Origin of the sequence: Mycobacterium gastri, from assembly GCF_002102175.1 — a bacterium.
GTDB classification, from domain to species: Bacteria; Actinomycetota; Actinomycetes; order Mycobacteriales; family Mycobacteriaceae; genus Mycobacterium; species Mycobacterium gastri.
Window position 1 is genome coordinate 1 of the sequence record NZ_LQOX01000150.1, and the last position, 16,976, is coordinate 16,976.

The 16,976-nt window shown below is 67.8% G+C and carries 12 protein-coding genes and 1 pseudogene; 12 read left to right on the forward strand and 1 reads right to left on the reverse strand.

The genetic code is table 11. The features are described 5' to 3' along the window. The 12 genes and pseudogenes from AWC07_RS24830 to eccE form a co-directional block, all read left to right on the forward strand. Nucleotides 1-119: pseudogene (locus tag AWC07_RS24830) on the forward strand (WXG100 family type VII secretion target); the annotation flags it as partial. Between the two features lie 802 nt (nucleotides 120-921). Next, complete coding sequence (eccA, locus tag AWC07_RS24840) at nucleotides 922-2,775, forward strand: type VII secretion AAA-ATPase EccA (RefSeq protein WP_036410189.1); 1,854 nt, start codon at nucleotides 922-924, stop codon at nucleotides 2,773-2,775. Further along, entirely contained in the window at nucleotides 2,772-4,358 is a 1,587-nt protein-coding gene (gene eccB, locus AWC07_RS24845) for a type VII secretion protein EccB (RefSeq protein ID WP_036410187.1), read from the forward strand. Before eccA ends, eccB begins: the two co-directional genes overlap by 4 nt. After that, nucleotides 4,355-8,338: a type VII secretion protein EccC gene (locus AWC07_RS24850; protein WP_036410184.1), complete on the forward strand. Its 3,984-nt coding sequence runs from the start codon at nucleotides 4,355-4,357 to the stop codon at nucleotides 8,336-8,338. The genes eccB and AWC07_RS24850 overlap by 4 nt, the downstream gene beginning before the upstream one ends. Continuing rightward, a complete protein-coding gene (locus tag AWC07_RS24855) occupies nucleotides 8,335-8,643 on the forward strand; it encodes a PE family protein (protein WP_036410182.1) in 309 nt (102 codons plus the stop codon). The genes AWC07_RS24850 and AWC07_RS24855 overlap by 4 nt, the downstream gene beginning before the upstream one ends. 2 nt (nucleotides 8,644-8,645) lie before the next feature. Continuing rightward, nucleotides 8,646-10,220: a PPE family protein gene (locus AWC07_RS24860; protein WP_036410180.1), complete on the forward strand. Its 1,575-nt coding sequence runs from the start codon at nucleotides 8,646-8,648 to the stop codon at nucleotides 10,218-10,220. Between the two features lie 33 nt (nucleotides 10,221-10,253). After that, the gene (esxG, locus tag AWC07_RS24865; protein WP_036410178.1) at nucleotides 10,254-10,547 is read left to right on the forward strand and encodes a type VII secretion system protein EsxG; all 294 of its coding nucleotides are present in this window, start codon (nucleotides 10,254-10,256) and stop codon (nucleotides 10,545-10,547) included. A 26-nt stretch (nucleotides 10,548-10,573) separates the two neighbouring features. After that, nucleotides 10,574-10,864, forward strand: coding sequence for a WXG100 family type VII secretion target (locus AWC07_RS24870; protein WP_023369886.1), 291 nt, complete (start codon nucleotides 10,574-10,576; stop codon nucleotides 10,862-10,864). 8 nt (nucleotides 10,865-10,872) lie between these two features. Then, nucleotides 10,873-11,778: an ESX secretion-associated protein EspG gene (locus tag AWC07_RS24875; RefSeq protein ID WP_036410176.1), complete on the forward strand. Its 906-nt coding sequence runs from the start codon at nucleotides 10,873-10,875 to the stop codon at nucleotides 11,776-11,778. 64 nt (nucleotides 11,779-11,842) lie between these two features. Next, nucleotides 11,843-13,261 carry a type VII secretion integral membrane protein EccD gene (eccD, locus tag AWC07_RS24880; protein ID WP_139829873.1) on the forward strand — a complete coding sequence of 473 codons (1,419 nt, stop codon included), beginning with the start codon at nucleotides 11,843-11,845 and terminating at the stop codon, nucleotides 13,259-13,261. Then, on the forward strand, nucleotides 13,258-14,658 hold the full coding sequence (mycP, locus tag AWC07_RS24885) for a type VII secretion-associated serine protease mycosin (RefSeq protein ID WP_036410174.1): 1,401 nt from the start codon (nucleotides 13,258-13,260) through the stop codon (nucleotides 14,656-14,658). Before eccD ends, mycP begins: the two co-directional genes overlap by 4 nt. Continuing rightward, nucleotides 14,655-15,650: a type VII secretion protein EccE gene (eccE, locus tag AWC07_RS24890; protein WP_036410172.1), complete on the forward strand. Its 996-nt coding sequence runs from the start codon at nucleotides 14,655-14,657 to the stop codon at nucleotides 15,648-15,650. Before mycP ends, eccE begins: the two co-directional genes overlap by 4 nt. On the opposite strand, the gene AWC07_RS24895 is transcribed toward eccE, so the two are convergent. After that, on the reverse strand, nucleotides 15,637-16,848 hold the full coding sequence (locus AWC07_RS24895) for an alpha/beta hydrolase family protein (RefSeq protein ID WP_036410208.1): 1,212 nt from the start codon (nucleotides 16,846-16,848) through the stop codon (nucleotides 15,637-15,639). The two genes, eccE and AWC07_RS24895, sit on opposite strands and share 14 nt — an antisense overlap. Nucleotides 16,849-16,976 lie beyond the last annotated feature (128 nt).

A 16,976-nucleotide genomic window follows, 5' to 3' on the forward strand; every position in this document is an offset into this window, starting at 1 on the left:
GGAACCAGGCCATGGAGAACCTGATGCGGGCCTATCAGTCGATGGCCAGCACCCACGAATCCAACACCATGGCCATGCTGGCTCGCGACACCGCCGAGGCCGCCAAGTGGGGCGCCTAAGACGGTGCTGATCTAGTCACCGCCCTCAGCGGAGTCCGGGTCCCGGCAATCACATCTTCACAGGGGTCTCTGGCCGACCGGTGCACAAGTTGCCCCACCTTTCCCGCGACAGGCTGAGGCGGGCAAATCGACGCGCCCCGAACCCGAAACCCTGGAGACCGATGTGGCCGATGGGAAAGTCGGAGTTGCGCCCTACGTTTCCGGACCGGAGGCTCGACCCGCGACCTGCGCCATGCGGGTCCAGCCCCGGCCCGGCGTGCGGCGCCTGGTGCAGGGTCGGTCGTGGTGAGTTCGCAAGTGTTCGAAAGTGCCCTCGAAAGTGCCGGTGCGGTAGCCGAATTGATCCGGGATAAGCCGTCCCTGGCGGCGGGACCCGCTGTTGCGCTGCGGTGACCGGGTAACGGTAGCGAGGCCGCCGGCGGCCAAATATAGCATTAGGCAATAGTTGACAACATATACGGTATGTGAGATTTTTTCTCCAAGTCATGCGTGGCGTCGTGGTTGACAACACCTCGGTCACCGGCCGGAGTCGGGACCGCCCCGCCCATGGTAATGAAAATCATGTTCACTAAGCTGCATAATGCTGGGTGGGTTCGACATAGGAGGACGTCTGACATGAAGTCGGCAGTGCTGATCGCTGCGAACAAGGCGCTGGTCAGTGCCATCAGAATGTCGCCAACATGGTGAGTCAACCCGCCCCTGGGCGCCCTCGACAGGTTAGCTTATGCAATGCTAACTTCGGGAGGCCAGCTTCAGGCGGTAATGACCAGTGGCGACCTTAGGTTCAGGAGACGGCGGGAGCGTGGAACGCAGTGATATCGGCATGCTCGCAACTCACTCCGTCGTACCTCGGACAAGCGGCAAGGTAGACGCTGACGTCGTCAGCCGGTTCGCCACCTGCTGCCGGGCGCTGGGCATCGCCGTCTACGATCGGCGCCGGCCGGCCGACCTGACTGCCGCCCGATCGGGATTCACCGCACTCACCCGCATCGCCGGCGACCAATGCGACGCATGGACGGGGCTGGCTGCCGCCGGTGAGCAGTCCGTCGGCGTCCTCGAAGCCGTGTCCCGCACCGCGGCCACCGCCGGCGTGTTGCAGCGCCACGTGGAACTGGAGCCCAACGCATTGGGGTTCCATTACGACACGGGCTTGTACTTGCGGTTCCGGGCCACCGGCCCGGACGATTTCCATCTCGCGTACGCGGCGGCACTGGCGACGGCCGGTGACTATGCGAAGGCGCACGACGTGGTTGCCGGCATCACCGGGCGTCGGCCCGGCTGGCGCGAAGCCCGCTGGATCATGGTCGTGGTCAACTACCGCGCCGCACGGTGGTCGGACGTCGTCAAGCTGCTGACCCCGATCGTCAACGATCCCGCTCTCGACCAGACTTTCGCCCACGCCGCCAAGATAACCCTGGGCACCGCGTTGGCCCGGTTGGGCATGTTCGCCCCGGCGTTGTCGTATCTCGAGGAGCCCGAAGGTCCGGTCCCGGTCGCGGCGCTCGACGGGGCACTGGCCAAAGCCCTGGTGCTGCGCGCACATGTCGACGAGGAGTCGGCCGCCGAAGTACTTCAGGATCTGTATGCGGCCCATCCGGAGAACGAGCAAGTCGAGCAGGCTCTGTCCGATACCAGCTTCGGGATCGTGACCACCACCGCGGCCCGGATCGAGGCCCGCACCGACCCGTGGGATCCCGAAACCGAGCCCAGCGCAGATGATTTCATCGATCCCGCGGCACATGAGCGCAAAGCCGCGCTGCTGCACGAGGCCGAACGCCAGCTCGCCGAATTCATCGGGCTCGACGAAGTCAAGAACCAGGTGTCGCGGCTGAAGAGTTCGGTGGCCATGGAGCTGGTGCGAAAGCAGCGTGGTCTCACGGTGGCCCAGCGCACGCACCACCTGATCTTCGCCGGGCCGCCCGGGACGGGTAAGACTACGATTGCCCGGGTCGTCGCCAAAATCTATTGCGGCCTAGGGCTTTTGAAGCGGGAAAATATCCGCGAGGTGCACCGCGCCGACCTCATCGGCCAGCACATCGGCGAGACAGAGGCCAAGACCAACGCGATCATCGACAGCGCGCTGGACGGGGTGCTGTTCCTCGACGAGGCATACGCCTTGGTGGCCACCGGCGCCAAGAACGACTTCGGGCTGGTGGCCATCGACACCTTGCTGGCCCGCATGGAAAACGACCGTGACCGGCTGGTGGTGATCATCGCCGGGTACCGGGCCGACCTGGACAAATTCCTGGACACCAACGAGGGCCTGAGGTCGCGGTTCACTCGCAGCATCGAATTCCCGTCGTACACATCGCATGAGCTGGTGGAGATCGCGCACAAGATGGCCGAGCAGCGAGACAGCGTCTTCGAGCGATCGGCGCTCGACCACCTGGAGGCGTTGTTCGCCACGTTGGCGGCATCGTCGACACCGGACTCCAACGGGATCAACCGGCGCAGTCTCGACATAGCGGGCAACGGGCGGTTCGTCCGCAACATCGTCGAACGTGCGGAAGAAGAACGTGAATTCCGGCTCGACCACTCCGAGCATGCGGGAACCGGGGAGTTCAGTGATGACGAGTTGATGACCATCACCGCCGCCGACGTGAACAGGTCTGTGGAACCGCTGCTACGCGGACTGGGGCTCTCGGTGCCGGCATGACTACCCGTGAGCCTGATCCCGAACGCCGTTCGTTCGCGTCGCGAACGCCGGTCAATCACAACCCCGACAAGGTGGTCTACCGCCGGGGTTTCGTCACGCGCCACCAGGTGACAGGTTGGCGGTTCGTGATGCGCCGCATCGCCTCGGGTATTGCCTTGCACGACACCCGAATGCTCGTCGACCCGCTGCGCACCCAGTCGCGCGCGGTGCTGATGGGGGCGCTGGTCCTGATCACCGGGCTGGTCGGCTGCTTCGTGTTCTCGCTGATCCGGCCCAACGGCCAGGCGGGCACCAGTCCGGTGCTGGCCGACCGGTCCACCGCCGCACTGTATGTGCGGGTCGGCGACGCGGTGCACCCGGTGCTCAACCTGACGTCGGCGCGGCTGATCGCCGGCAAGCCGGTCAACCCCACGACGGTGAAAAGCTCTGAACTGGACCGCTTTCCGCGTGGCAATCTGATCGGCATTCCGGGCGCCCCGGAGCGGATGGTGCAGAACACCACCCGCGACGCCAACTGGACGGTGTGTGACTCCGTCAGCGGGCAGGGCGGGCGCAGCGCCCGCAGCACGGCGGTGACGGTCATCGCGGGTCGGCCGGACAGCGACGGCGCCCGAGCGGCCGCGCTCGGCTCCGCCCAGGCGGTCCTGGTCGATAACGGCACGGGCAGCTGGCTGCTATGGGACGGCAAGCGCAGTCAGCTGGACCTGTCCGACCATGCGGTCACCAGCGCGCTCGGGTTGGGCACCGACGCACTCGCGCCACGGCCCATCGCACTGGGGTTGTTCAACGCCATTCCCGAGGCGGCGCCGCTGACGGCACCGATCATTCCGAACGCCGGTAGTCAGCCGGCTTTCGCGGTGCCCGCCCCGATCGGTGCGGTGGTCGAGGCTCTGACCCTCAACGGCACTGCTAATGCCGAAACCTCGCAGTACTACGCGGTGCTGCCGGACGGTCTGCAACCGATCTCACCGGTGCTGGCCGCGCTCCTGCGCAACACCAACTCCTATGGTTTGCAGCAGCCGCCACGCCTCGGTGCGGACGAGGTGGCCAAGCTGCCCGTGTCACGCATGCTGGACATCACGCGTTATCCCGCGCAGTCACTAAGTCTGGTCGACATCGCGCGCAGCCCCGTCACGTGCGCGTACTGGAGCAAGCCGGCCGGGGCGGCCACCAGTTCGTTGAGCTTGCTGACCGGTGCGGTGCTGCCGGTGGCCGACGCGGTGCACACCGTCGACCTGGTCGGCGGCGGCGGTACAACCGCCACCCAGGTCGCGCTGCCGCCGGGCACCGGCTACTTCACCCAGAGCGTGGGCGGTGGCGCGACGGCTCCGGCCACCGGCTCGCTGTTCTGGGTCTCCGATACCGGGGTGCGCTACGGCATCGACACCGAGGGCGAAGGCGGACGCAAAACCGTTGAGGCACTTGGCCTGCAGACCCCGCCGCTGACCATCCCGTGGTCGGTCCTGTCGCTCTTCGCGTCCGGCCCGACGTTGTCACGGGCCGACGCGTTGTTGGCTCACGACGCCCTGCCGCCGGACACCAAGCCCGGGCGCGCGGTGTCAGCCGATGGAGGGGCCCGATGAGCAGACTGATCTTCGAGGCTCGCCGACGGCTGACGCCGCCGACAACCCGTAAGGGCACCATCACCATCGAGGCGCCACCCCAGTTGCCCCGGGTCATTCCGCCGTCCCTATTGCGACGCGCGATGCCCTACCTGATGGGGATCCTCATCGTCGGCATGATCGTCGCGATGGTCGCCACCGGGATGCGGCTGATTTCTCCGCAGACCCTGTTCTTTCCCTTCGTAATGCTGCTGGCGGCCACCTCACTGTTTCGCGGCAACGACAACAAGATGCGCACCGAGGAAGTCGACGCCGAGCGGGCCGACTATCTGCGTTATCTGTCGGTGGTTCGGGACAACATCCGTGCGCAGGCAGCCGAGCAGCGCGCGGCCGCGCAGTGGTCCCATCCGGAACCGGAGGCCCTGGCTTCGGTGCCCGGATCGCGCCGCCAGTGGGAGCGCGACCCGCACGACCCGGATTTCCTGGTGCTGCGGGCCGGCCGGCACTCCGCCCCCCTGGCCACCACGCTGCGGGTCAACGACACCGCTGACGAAGTCGACCTGGAGCCGGTGTCGCACAGCGCATTACGCAGCCTGCTCGACACGCAGCGCACCGTCCGCGACGTTCCCACCGGAATCGACGTCACCAAGGTTTCGCGGATCACCGTGCTCGGCGACCACGCGCAGGTGCGTGCGGCGCTGCGGGCGTGGCTGGCTCAGGCGGTCACCTGGCACGACCCGACGGTGCTCGGGGTGGCGTTGGCCAGCCCGGATCTGGAGAGCAGTGACTGGTCCTGGCTGAAGTGGTTGCCGCACGGCGACATTCCCGGGCAGGCCGACGGCGTGGGCCCGGCCCGCTATTTGGCCACCGACGCCGACGAGCTGGTCGAAATGCTGGGCCCCACCCTGCTCGACCGTCCCGCATTCACCGGTGCGGCAGCAGATGCGTTGCGGCACTTGCTGATTGTCGTCGATGATCCCGACTACGACATCAACGCGTCGACGTTGGCGGTGGGCCGCGCCGCGGTGACCGTCGTGCACTATTCGGCCACACCACCGCACCGCGAACAATATTCCGATCCGGAAAAACCGATCCTGCAGGTGACCGACGGCGCCATCCGGCGATGGCAGACCGGTGGCTGGCAGCCCTATATCGACAATGCCGACGAGTTCGGCGCCGACGAGGCCGCGCACCTGGCCCGCCGGCTGTCCCGGTGGGACTCCAACCCAACGCACGCCGGGTTGCGCTCCGCGGCCACCCGGGGCGCGAGTTTCACCACGCTGCTAGGCATCCCGGACGCGTCTCGGTTGGACGTGCCGGCGCTGTGGGCGCCACGCCGGCGCGACGACGAGTTGCGCGTGCCGATCGGCGTCACCGCCACCGGCGAGCCGCTGATGTTCGATCTCAAGGACGAAGCCGAAGGCGGAATGGGTCCGCACGGGCTGATGATCGGGATGACGGGTTCCGGCAAGTCGCAGACGCTGATGTCGATTCTGTTGGCGCTGTTGACGACTCATTCCGCAGACCGGCTGATCGTCATCTACGCCGACTTCAAGGGCGAGGCCGGCGCCGACAGCTTCCGTAATTTCCCGCAGGTTGTCGCGGTGATCTCGAACATGGCCGAGAAGAAGTCGCTGGCGGACCGGTTCGCCGACACGCTGCGCGGTGAGGTGGCCCGCCGCGAAACGCTGCTGCGCGAGGCCGGCCGCCGCGTCCAGGGCAGCGCATTCAACTCCGTGGTCGAGTATGAAAATGCGGTTGCCGCAGGGGCATTCGACTTGCCGCCGATCCCGACGCTGTTCGTGGTGGCCGACGAGTTCACCCTGATGCTGGCCGATCATCCGGAATACGCCGAGCTCTTCGACTACGTGGCACGCAAGGGGCGTTCGTTCCGCATCCACATCCTGTTCGCGTCCCAGACGCTGGATGTCGGCAAGATCAAGGACATCGACAAGAACACCTCCTACCGGATCGGGCTGAAGGTGGCCAGCCCCAGCGTTTCCCGCCAGATCATCGGTGTGGAGGACGCCTACCACATCGAGTCGGGTAAGGAACACAAAGGCATCGGCTTCCTGGTGCCCGCGCCCGGGGCCACCCCGATCAAGTTCCGCAGCACCTACGTCGACGGCATCTACGAACCGCCGCAGGCCACCAAAACCCGCGTTGTGCAATCACTCCCAGAACCCAAGATCTTCACCGCCGCAGCCGTGGAGGCGGACCCGGGTACGGTGATCGCCACCGCTGAGGCCGAGGAGCCGGCCGGCCCGCCGCGCAAGCTGATCGCGACCATCGGCGAACAGTTGGCCCGCTACGGACCGCGAGCGCCCCAGCTGTGGTTGCCGCCGCTGGACGAACCGATCCCGCTCACCGGACTGTTGGCCCGAGCCGCGGTGCCGGCCCGCAACTGGCGGTGGCCGCTCGGTGAGATCGACAAGCCGTTCGAGATGCGCCGTGATCCGCTGGTGTTCGATGCCCGGTCGTCGGCCGGCAACATGGTGATCCATGGTGGTCCCAAGTCCGGCAAATCGACTGCGCTGCAGACGTTTATGCTCTCGGCCGCCAGCCTGCACTCGCCGCGCGAGGTGACGTTCTACTGCCTGGATTACGGCGGCGGACAACTGCGCTCGCTGGAGGGCTTGGCCCATGTCGGCAGCGTCGCATCGGCGCTGGAACCCGAACGGATCCGTCGTACCTTCGGTGAGCTGGAACAACTGCTGCTGTCGCGGCAGCAGCGTGAAGTGTTCCGCAACCGCGGTGGCAACGGTTCGGCTCCCGACGACGGTTACGGGGAGGTGTTCCTGGTCATCGACAACCTCTACGCGTTCGGCCGCGACAACATCGACCAGTTCAACACCCGAAACCCCTTGCTGGCCAAGGTGACCGAGTTGGTCAACGTGGGCCTGGCGTACGGGATCCACGTGATCATCACCACCCCGAGCTGGCTGGAGGTGCCGCTGGCGATGCGCGACGGCTTGGGGCTGCGCCTCGAGCTGAAGCTGCACGACGCGCGCGACAGCAATGTGCGGGTGGTCGGCGCGCTGCGCCGCCCGGCCGACGCCGTCCCGGCCGACCAGCCGGGCCGCGGGTTGACCATGGGCGCCGAGCATTTCCTGTTCGCCGCTCCGGAGCCGGAACAGGTTGCCGCGATCAACGCCAGCTATCCGGGGGTTGCCGCCCCACCGGTGCGGTTGTTGCCCACCAACCTCGCCCCCGAGGCGCTTGGTGCGCTGTATCGCGGACCGGATCAGATTGTCATCGGCCAGCGCGAGGAAGACCTCGCGCCGGTGGTGCTCGACTTCGCCGCCAACCCGCTGCTGATGGTGTTCGGTGACAGCAAGTCCGGAAAGACCACCCTGCTGCGCCACCTGATCCGCACCGTCCGGGAGCACTCGACCGCCGACCAGGTGGCCTTCACCGTGCTGGACCGCCGGCTGCATCTCGTCGACGAACCGCTGTTCCCCGACAACGAATACACCGCCAACATCGACCGGATCATCCCGGCGATGCTCGGGCTGGCAAACCTCATCGAGGCGCGACGGCCACCGGCCGGTCTGTCGCCTGCCGAGCTGGCCCGCTGGACTTTCCACGGCCACACCCACTACCTCGTCATCGACGACGTCGATCAGATCCCGGATTCGGCGGCCATGACGGGTCCGTATATCGGACAGCGGCCCTGGACCCCGCTCATCGGTCTGCTCGGCCAGGCGAGCGATTTGGGCTTGCGGGTGATCGTGACGGCGCGGGCCTCCGGTTCGGGCCACGCGCTGATGACCAGCCAGCTGCTGCGACGGTTCAACGACCTGCAGGCGACCACCGTAATGCTCTCGGGTAATCCGGCCGACAGCGGGAAGATCCGCGGTCAACGTTTCGACCGGTTGCCTCCTGGACGCGCGGTGTTGTTGAGCGACAGCGAATCTCCGACCTACATGCAGTTGGTCAACCCGCTCGTCGGGGAGGCCGCGACATTTGGTGAAACGCAACAGAAGGGGAGTCAGTCATGACGTTGCGAGTGGTTCCGGAGGGACTGGCCGCGGCCAGCGCGGCAGTGGAAGCGCTGACGGCGCGGCTGGCGGCAGCGCATGCTGTCGCGGCTCCGTCGATCACCGCGGTGGTGCCGCCTGCCGTGGATCCGGTGTCGCTGCAGACCGCCGCCGAGTTCAGCGTGCAGGGGCAGGAGCACGCCGTCGTCGCTGCCCAAGGCGTCGAAGAACTGGGGCGTGCGGGCGTCGGAGTGGGCGAATCCGGCGCAAGCTATCTCGCCGGTGATGCGGCGGCCGCGGCTACCTACGGGATCGCGGGCGCCTGACCATGGTCGCGCCCTTGGGGCCCATCTGGATTGCGTCGCCGCCCGAGGTGCATTCGGCGTTGCTGAGCAGTGGTCCTGGTCCGGGTTCGCTGCTGGTGGCGGCCGCGGCCTGGGACCTGCTCAGCGCTGAATATGCCGCGGCGGCAGCAGAACTCAGTGGGATCCTGGATGCGGTGCAAGCGGGAGCCTGGCAGGGGCCGAGCGCGCAGCAGTATGTCGCCGCGCATCTGCCCTATGTGGCGTGGCTGACGCAGGCCAGCGCCGACAGCGCCGCGATCGCAACCCAGCACGAGGCTGTGGCGGCGGCCTACACGGCGGCCTCGGCGGCCATGCCGACTCTGGCGGAGTTGGCGGCCAACCACGTCATCCATGGCATCCTGGTGGCGACGAATTTTTTTGGCATCAACACCATTCCGATCGCGCTCAACGAGGCCGACTATCTGCGGATGTGGCTTCAGGCCGCCGCGACCATGGGCCTGTATCAGGCGGCCGCGGGTAGCGCGCTGGCGTCGGTCCCGCGCCCTTTGCCGGCGCCGACAATCGTGAATCCCGGTGGCGAACCGGCCGCCGGGGTGCTGGCCAACACGGCCAACGCGGCTCAGGCGCAAGCCGCCGCAGCCACGTTCAACCCCTGGCAGTTTCTCTGGCAGCTGCTCCAGGACATGTGGAACGCCTACACGGGCTTCTACGGCTGGATGTTGCGAGAGATCGCGACGTTCCTGCAGGACCCCATCGGCAACTCGATCAAGATCATCATCGCCTTCCTCACCAACCCGGTAGCGGCGTTGATCACCTACGGCCCACTGTTGTTCGCGCTGGGATACCAGGTCTTCTTCAACCTCGTCGGCTGGCCCACCTGGGGCATGGTGTTGAGTTCGCCGTTCCTGGTGCCGGCCGGGATCAGCCTGGGTTTGAGCGCGATAGCGTTCGCGGCGCTGGCGCCTGCCGAGATCGCGGTGGCTGCCGCCCCGGCCGGGGGAATACCGCTGGCTGTCGCCGTCGCGTCTGCGTGGCCGGCTGTCAGTCTCGCGTCAACGGCTAGTGGCCTCGCGGGGTCTCCGGCGACACCAGCCGGAGCTGGTGCTTCGGCCGGCGCCGCGCCGGCCCCGGCTGCCCCGGCTCCCGCAAGTTTTGCCTACCTGGTTGGCGGCCTTGATGATTGGGGGCCCACCTCGGGTCCGACGGTGGGTGGCCGCGGCAGCCTGAAGGCACCGGCGGCGACCATCCCGGCCGCCGGCGTGGCAGCGGCAAGCCGCGCGGCAACCCGCACGAGACGCCGCTCGCGGCGCGAATTACGAGACTATGGCGACGAATTCCTCGACATGGACTCCGGTGACGGCCCTGGCCCCGCGGCAACCGAGGATTCCGCACAGGCGTCCGAGTGGGGGGCGGGCCCGCTGGGGTTCGCCGGTACCGCAGCCAAAGAGCCGGTGCTGCAGGCGGTCGGCCTGACGGCGCTGGCCGGTGACGAGTTCGGCGGCGGTCCGCGGATGCCGATGGTACCGAGCAGCTGGGACGGCCTGCAGGAAGGCGTACCGAAAGGGGGAGCCGACGCTTCGCACCACGACAGCAAGTAACCGAAATCCGAATTGCCAGAGAAAGGGGTTGTTATGAGTCTTCTGGATGCCCACATTCCGCAGTTGGTGGCCTCCCAGTCGGCATTCGGCGCCAAGGCGGCGTTGATGCGGCACACGATCGGTCAGGCCGAGCAGTCGGCGATGTCGGCGCAGGCGTTTCACCAGGGCGAGTCCGCCGCCGCGTTTCAGGGCGCCCATGCCCGGTTCGTGGAGGCAGCGGCCAGGGTCAACGCCCTGCTGGACATCGCCCAGGCCAATCTCGGTGACGCCGCCGGAACTTATGTGGCCGCCGATTCCGCGGCTGCGTCCAGCTACACGGCGTTCTAGCCCACAGACAACCGAAAGGAGTTGTGATGTCACAGATCATGTACAACTACCCGGCGATGCTCGGACACGCCGGGGACATGTCGGGATATGCCGGCACCATGCAGGGGCTGGGCTCGGATATCGCCGCCGAGCAGTCCGCGCTGTCGAACGCCTGGCAAGGCGACACCGGGTTGACGTATCAGGCATGGCAGGCGCAGTGGAACCAGGCCATGGCAGACCTGGTGCGGGCCTATCAGTCGATGGCCGGCACGCACGAGGCCAACACCATGGCGATGATGGCTCGCGACCAGGCTGAAGCCGCAAAATGGGGCGGCTAGCAAGTTAGATGGTTGCAGAATCCGCAGAGACCTCGCAGCCTAACGCCGTCGAGTTGACGGTCGACAACGCGTGGTTCATCGCCGAGAGCGTCGGGGCCGGCAGTTTCCCGTGGGTGCTGGCCATCACCCCGCCATACACCGATGGCGCGCAACGAAATGCGTTCTTCGACCGGCAGAAAGACGAGCTGACCGGGCTGGGCTTGATGTCGCCGGGCGGTACCGTCAACTCCGCGGTGGCCGACTGGATCAAAGTGGTGTGCTTCCCCGACCGGTGGCTGGACCTGCGTTACATAGGGCCGGCATCGGCCGAGGGAACCGGCGAGTTGCTGCGCGGCATTGTCGCCCGGCGGGTCGGCGCCGGCGGCAAGACCTCCCGGAAATTCAATACCGTCGTCGCGCTGCGCAGCGCTCAGCTGATCACCTTCACGGCAATGGATATCGATGACCCGCGGGCGCTGGTTCCGGTCCTCGGTGTCGGCTTGTCGCAGCGGCCGCCGGCCCGGTTCGAGGAGTTCAGCATGCCCATGCGGGTCGGCGCTCGCGCCGACGAGCGGCTGCGCTCCGGTGCCCCGCTCGAGGAAGTCCTTGACTACCTGGGCATCCCGGCTTCGGCACGGCCGGTGGTGGAGGCGGTCTTCTCCGGTCCGCGCAGCTACGTCGAGATCGTCGCCGGCTGCAACCGGGACGGCCAGCACACCACCACCGACGTCGGTCTGAGCATCGTCGACACCACCGCGGGCCGGGTATTGGTCAGTCCGTCCCGAGCCTTCGACGGTGAGTGGGTGTCGACCTTCAGCCCCGGGAAACCGTTCGCGACTGCCGTCGCGATCGAACAACTCATCGCCAACCTGCCGGAGGGGCAATGGTTCCCGGGTCAGCGGTTGTCCCGCGACTTCTCCGGACAACCCTCATAACCGAAATTCAGAAAGTGAGTACGATGTCTCCGCAACGGCCCCAACGGATTTGGACGGTCCGGTGATGTCGGGCACCGTGATGCCGATTGTCCGCGTCGCCATCCTCGCCGACAGCCGGTTGACGGAGATGGCCCTGCCCGCGGAGCTGCCGCTGCGCGAAATCCTGCCTGCGGTCCAGCGTTTGGTCATTCCCGCGGCGGAGAACGGCGACGGCGGCGAGGCCGGCTTGGGTGCGGCCGCGCACCTGAGTCTGGCGCCCATCGGCGGTGCACCGTTCAGCCTGGACGCCAGCCTGGACACCGTCGGGGTGGTCGACGGTGATCTGCTCGCGTTGCAGCCGGTGCCCACCGGTCCGGCCGCCCCGGGAATCGTCGAGGACATCGCCGACGCCGCCATGATCTTCTCGAGTTCGCGGCTAAACCCTTGGGGGCCAAAGCATATCCAGCGCGGGGCGCTGGCCGCGGTGATCGGTGTGGCGCTGGTGGCGACCGGGCTGGCGGTCAGCTACCGGGTGGCGACGGGAGCGTTGGCCGGCCTGGTCACGGTCAGCGGGATCGCGGTCGTCATGGCGCTGGCCGGGTTGCTGATCACGGCCCGTTCGCCACGAACGGGGACCGCGGTGTCCATTGCCGCACTGGTGCCGATCGCCGGGGCTCTGGCGCTGGCGGTACCGGGGAAATTCGGGCCGGCGCAGCTGCTGCTGGCGGCCGCGGGTGTCACCGCGTGGTCACTGCTCTGCCTGATGGTGCCCAGCGCCGAACGCGAGCGCATCGTCGCCTTCTTCACCGCGGTGGCGGTGACCGCAGCCGGGGTATGGCTGGCCGCCGGCGCCGAACTGCTGTGGCAGCTGCCGATGCGCAGCGTCGGCTGCGGGCTGATCGTGGCCGCGCTGCTGGTCACCATCCAGGCGGCTCAGCTGTCGGCGCTGTGGGCGCGCTTTCCGTTGCCGGTCATCCCGGCGCCCGGGGATCCCACCCCGTCGGCTCCGTCGTTGCGGGTGCTCGAAGACTTGCCGCGGCGGGTGCGTGTCAGTGACGCCCATCAAAGCGGTTTCATTGCCGCGGCCGTGCTGCTGAGCGTCCTGGGATCGGCGGCAATCGCGGTGCGCCCCGAAGCGGTCGCCGGCGTGGGCTGGTACGTGGTGGCGGCGACGGCCGCCGCGACCGCGCTGCGCGCCCGGGTATGGGATTCGGCCGCCTGCAAGGCCTGGTTGCTGGCCCAACCACATCTGGTGGCGGGAGTCCTGTTGGTGGTCTACACCGCGACCGGGCGCTACGCCGCCGCCTTGGGTGCGGTGCTGGTGCTCGCGGTACTGGTGCTGGCCTGGATCGCCGTTGCGCTGAACCCTGTCATTGCCTCGCCGGACAGCTACTCCCTGCCGCTGCGCCGCGTGCTGGGCTTTGTCGCCGCCGGCCTGGACGTTTCGCTCATCCCGGTGATGGCATACCTGGTCGGCCTGTTCACCTGGGTGCTCAATCGATGACACGTGCTGCCGGATTAGGTTGCTGCGCAACAATTGTGGCTGTGGTGATAGCCACCGCTGCGCCGGCGTCGGCTATCGGCCCGCCGGCGGTCGACGCCGGCGTGAATCCGCCCAGCGGTACCCCGGGGCCGGTGCAGCCGATGGAGCAACGCGGCGCCTGCAGCGTCTCCGGACTCCTGGACGGTACCGATGTCAGTGTCCCGGCACCCAGCCAAGCGCTGCTGAATTTGCCTGCGGCATGGCAGTTCTCGCGCGGCGACGGTCAGTTGGTGGCCATCATCGACACCGGGGTGCAACCGGGTCCGCGATTGCCGAACGTGGACGGCGGTGGCGACTTCGTGGATTCGACCGACGGCCTGACCGACTGCGACGGGCACGGCACCCTGGTCGCCGGGGTCGTCGCCGGGCAGCCCGGTGACGACGGCTTCGCGGGGGTCGCGCCGGCGGCGCGATTGGTGTCCATCAGGGTGACCTCGGCCAAGTTCTCGCCGCGGACCTCAGGTGGCGACCCCACGCTGGCCCGGGCAGCGATCGACGTGGACACGCTGTCCCGCGCGATCGTGCATGCGGCCGATCTCGGCGCCCGGGTGATCAACATCTCCGCGGTGACCTGCCTGCCCGCCGACCGAACGGTCGACCAGTCCGCACTGGGAGCGGCGATCAGGTATGCGGCCGTGGACAAGGACGCGGTGATCGTGGCCGCCGCCGGTAACAGCGGCGCGGCCGGCTCAGGCGGCGGTGGCAGCTCCTGCGACTCGAACCCGCTGACCGACCTGAGCCGCCCGGACGATCCACGCAACTGGGCCGGCGTCACGTCGATCTCCATCCCGTCGTGGTGGCAGCCGTACGTGTTGTCGGTGGCGTCCTTGGCGCCGGACGGGCAGCCGTCGAAGTTCACCATGGCCGGTCCGTGGGTGGGTGTCGCCGCACCCGGGGAAAACATTCTGTCGGTGAGCAACGGCGACGGCGGTGGCCTGGCCAACGGCCTTCCCAATGACCACCAGCAACTGGTGCCCATCAGCGGCACCAGCTACGCGGCCGGCTACGTCTCCGGTGTCGCCGCGCTGGTCCGCAGCAAGTATCCCGGCCTGAGCGCGGGCGAGGTGGTGCGCCGCATCACCGCCACCGCGCACAACAGCGCCCGCGCTCCGTCCAACATCGTCGGCGCCGGCGCTATCGACCCGGTGGCGGCGCTGACCTGGCAGCTGCCCGCCCCGCAATCAGGGGCGCCAGCGGCGCCAATGGCCAAACCGGTTGCAGTTCCACCGGCACCGAAGCCCAAGGACACCACACCCCGCAACGTCGCATTCGCCGGAGCCGCCGCGTTGGCATTGCTGGTCGGCATCACCGCAGCAACTGCGGCGACGGTGCGCCGGCGAAAGGAGCCGATCCCGTGAGCCTCAATTCGATTCCGCGCCCGGGAAACGGGCGGATCGCCGTGGCGCTGCTGGCGATGGTTCCCGCGGCGATGGCTTATCCGTGGCACTCGACCCGTGACTATTGGCTGATCGGGATCGCTGCTGCCGTGGTGATCGTCCTGTTCGGCTGGTGGCGCGGACTGCACTTCACCACGATCGCGCGTCGCCGGCTGGCCATGATGCGGCGACGGCGGTCGCGCACCGATTCCGCAACCGAGGTGCGCACCACGGCGCTGCTGCGCATCGGTCCGCCGGCCCCGGGCCTGGAGGTGCTCCCGCTGCCGTTGATAGCCGGGTACCTGAACCGCTACGGCATCCGCGCCGACGCCGTCCGAATCACCGGGCATGTCAACGCGGCGGGTGAACGGGAGCTGTGGATCGGGCTGACGGTGTCGGCCGCCGCCAACCTGGCGGCCCTGCAAGCCCGGTCACCGCGAATCCCGTTGCAGCAGACCGCCGAGGTCGCTGCGCGCCGGCTCGCCGACCACCTCCGCGAAATCGGCTGGGACGTCGGCACAGTCGGGGACGACGCGCCGCGGTTGCTGGCTCGCGCCGACCGCGAAACGTGGCGATGTATGCGCCACGGCGACTCCGATTACCTTGCCGCATACCGGGTCAGCGTGGATGCCGCATTGCCCGAAACATTGGCTGCCGTGTGGTCGCATTCGGCACGTGAGACCTGGGCGGCATTGGAGATCGGCACCGCCGGTCGACCGGGCGGCCCGTCCACGGTTGCCGTCGCGTGCGCGTTCCGCACCGATACGCGTCCCGACGGGGCGGCGCCGCTGGCCGGGCTGACTCTGCAACGCGGCAGCCAGCGGCCGGCGCTGGCGGCCTTGGAGCCGTCGTCCACGCGGCGACTCGACGGACACACCGACACACCCGAGGGCCTGCTGGAGCGACTGGTGTGGCCCACCCCGTCGGCCTGGGCGGGGCACACGCCGCTCACCGAAGCCCTTAGTCGAACATGAAACCGCGCAGGAACAGCGTCATCCGCCGCAGGTAATCCAACTGGCTCACATGCATGACGTGACTGCCGGGGAACCAGTGCAGTGCGCAGTGATCCCAGTGCTCCCACAGCGTTACGGCATGCTCGGGTGGAGCCATCCGATCGCCGAGGCCGGTGATGATCATCCGGCGGTGCTTGGGCAGCAGCGGCCGATAGTTCAACGGGCCGTGGTAGGCCAGCCCGGCGCTCAACTCGTCACGGCTGATGCGCGACAGGCACAGGCCCAGCCGGACCAGCCCGCTGGCCGGAAACCATTCGTCGAACAGTTTGCCCGGGCTGACCACCGGGCAGTTGGGAATGACGGCCTCGAGCCGGTTCTCCGCCGACGCCACCAGCGCGGACGTGTAACCGCCCAGCGATATGCCGGTCAGCGCGATGCGCTCGACGCCGGTGTGGCGCAGGTAGTCCACGATGGAGCGAAAATCGTACACCGCCTGGGCCATCGCCTCGGCGAAGCCGCTCAAGCCGCCGGCGAAGAAACCGAAACCGCTGAACGGCGACAACCTCTCGGCTCGCTTTCCGTGAAAAGGCAAGGTGTACAACAGAACATCGTAACCGGACCGGTAATACCACGGCAGCGAGAAGAACAGCCCGTTGAGCAGGTACGACGAGCCCATGAAACCGTGGATGACGCACAGCGTGGGGCGCGGCCCGTCGTCATGGCGCCAATGCTGTGCCCGCACAACGTTGTTTGCGGTCAAGCCGCTCCACTGCTTGCGCATGGTGGGGTTGATCGCCCGGAAGCCGCTGGCGAACGAGATGTCGTCGACGGTGCCACGCGCTATCCATTCGGCGAGCGGGCTGGCGGGCCGCGACGAAACCTTGGGCAGATCCGTCGGCGCCGGAAAGGACTTCGCCGGATCCCGTTGGGCTGCCAGTTCGGCGTAGAAATTCAAGTTGCTGCGCTCGCTGCCGGAATTAAGCCGGAGCAAAGCGGTTGCGACGACGGCCGGTGCCACCGTGGTGGACAGCACCGACGACGCCGCGGTGCGCAGCGCGATATCACCGACCGCCGATGACTCGACGACGATGCGTTGGCGCAGCGAGAGCGCAGATCGCGGCGGGAGCCCTTCGGCGCCGGCGTCGGCCCCGGGCACGTCGGGAATCGGGAGCGGCGGATCGATGGGATCCGCGTCAGACATCCCCGAAAACTCCGACATCCCGTCGATGGTAGTGCGCCGATATCGCGGGGTGCCGGCGAATTCGACAGCGACGTCAATTTCTTGGGCAACGCGGTGCGCGCCCGGACCGCATCGGTAATAGGTTGTTCCATAACACCCGATTGGCG

What these genes read in the sequence shown, in the direction of transcription:
- AWC07_RS24850 (WP_036410184.1), top strand. Translation starts at nt 4,355, where the DNA reads ATGAGCAGACTGATCTTCGAGGCTCGCCGACGGCTGACGCCGCCGACA.
- AWC07_RS24855 (WP_036410182.1), top strand. Translation starts at nt 8,335, where the DNA reads ATGACGTTGCGAGTGGTTCCGGAGGGACTGGCCGCGGCCAGCGCGGCA.
- AWC07_RS24860 (WP_036410180.1), top strand. Translation starts at nt 8,646, where the DNA reads ATGGTCGCGCCCTTGGGGCCCATCTGGATTGCGTCGCCGCCCGAGGTG.
- mycP (WP_036410174.1), top strand. Translation starts at nt 13,258, where the DNA reads ATGACACGTGCTGCCGGATTAGGTTGCTGCGCAACAATTGTGGCTGTG.
- eccB (WP_036410187.1), top strand. Translation starts at nt 2,772, where the DNA reads ATGACTACCCGTGAGCCTGATCCCGAACGCCGTTCGTTCGCGTCGCGA.
- AWC07_RS24895 (WP_036410208.1), bottom strand. Translation starts at nt 16,848, where the DNA reads ATGTCGGAGTTTTCGGGGATGTCTGACGCGGATCCCATCGATCCGCCG.
- AWC07_RS24875 (WP_036410176.1), top strand. Translation starts at nt 10,873, where the DNA reads ATGGTTGCAGAATCCGCAGAGACCTCGCAGCCTAACGCCGTCGAGTTG.
- eccD (WP_139829873.1), top strand. Translation starts at nt 11,843, where the DNA reads ATGTCGGGCACCGTGATGCCGATTGTCCGCGTCGCCATCCTCGCCGAC.
- AWC07_RS24870 (WP_023369886.1), top strand. Translation starts at nt 10,574, where the DNA reads ATGTCACAGATCATGTACAACTACCCGGCGATGCTCGGACACGCCGGG.
- esxG (WP_036410178.1), top strand. Translation starts at nt 10,254, where the DNA reads ATGAGTCTTCTGGATGCCCACATTCCGCAGTTGGTGGCCTCCCAGTCG.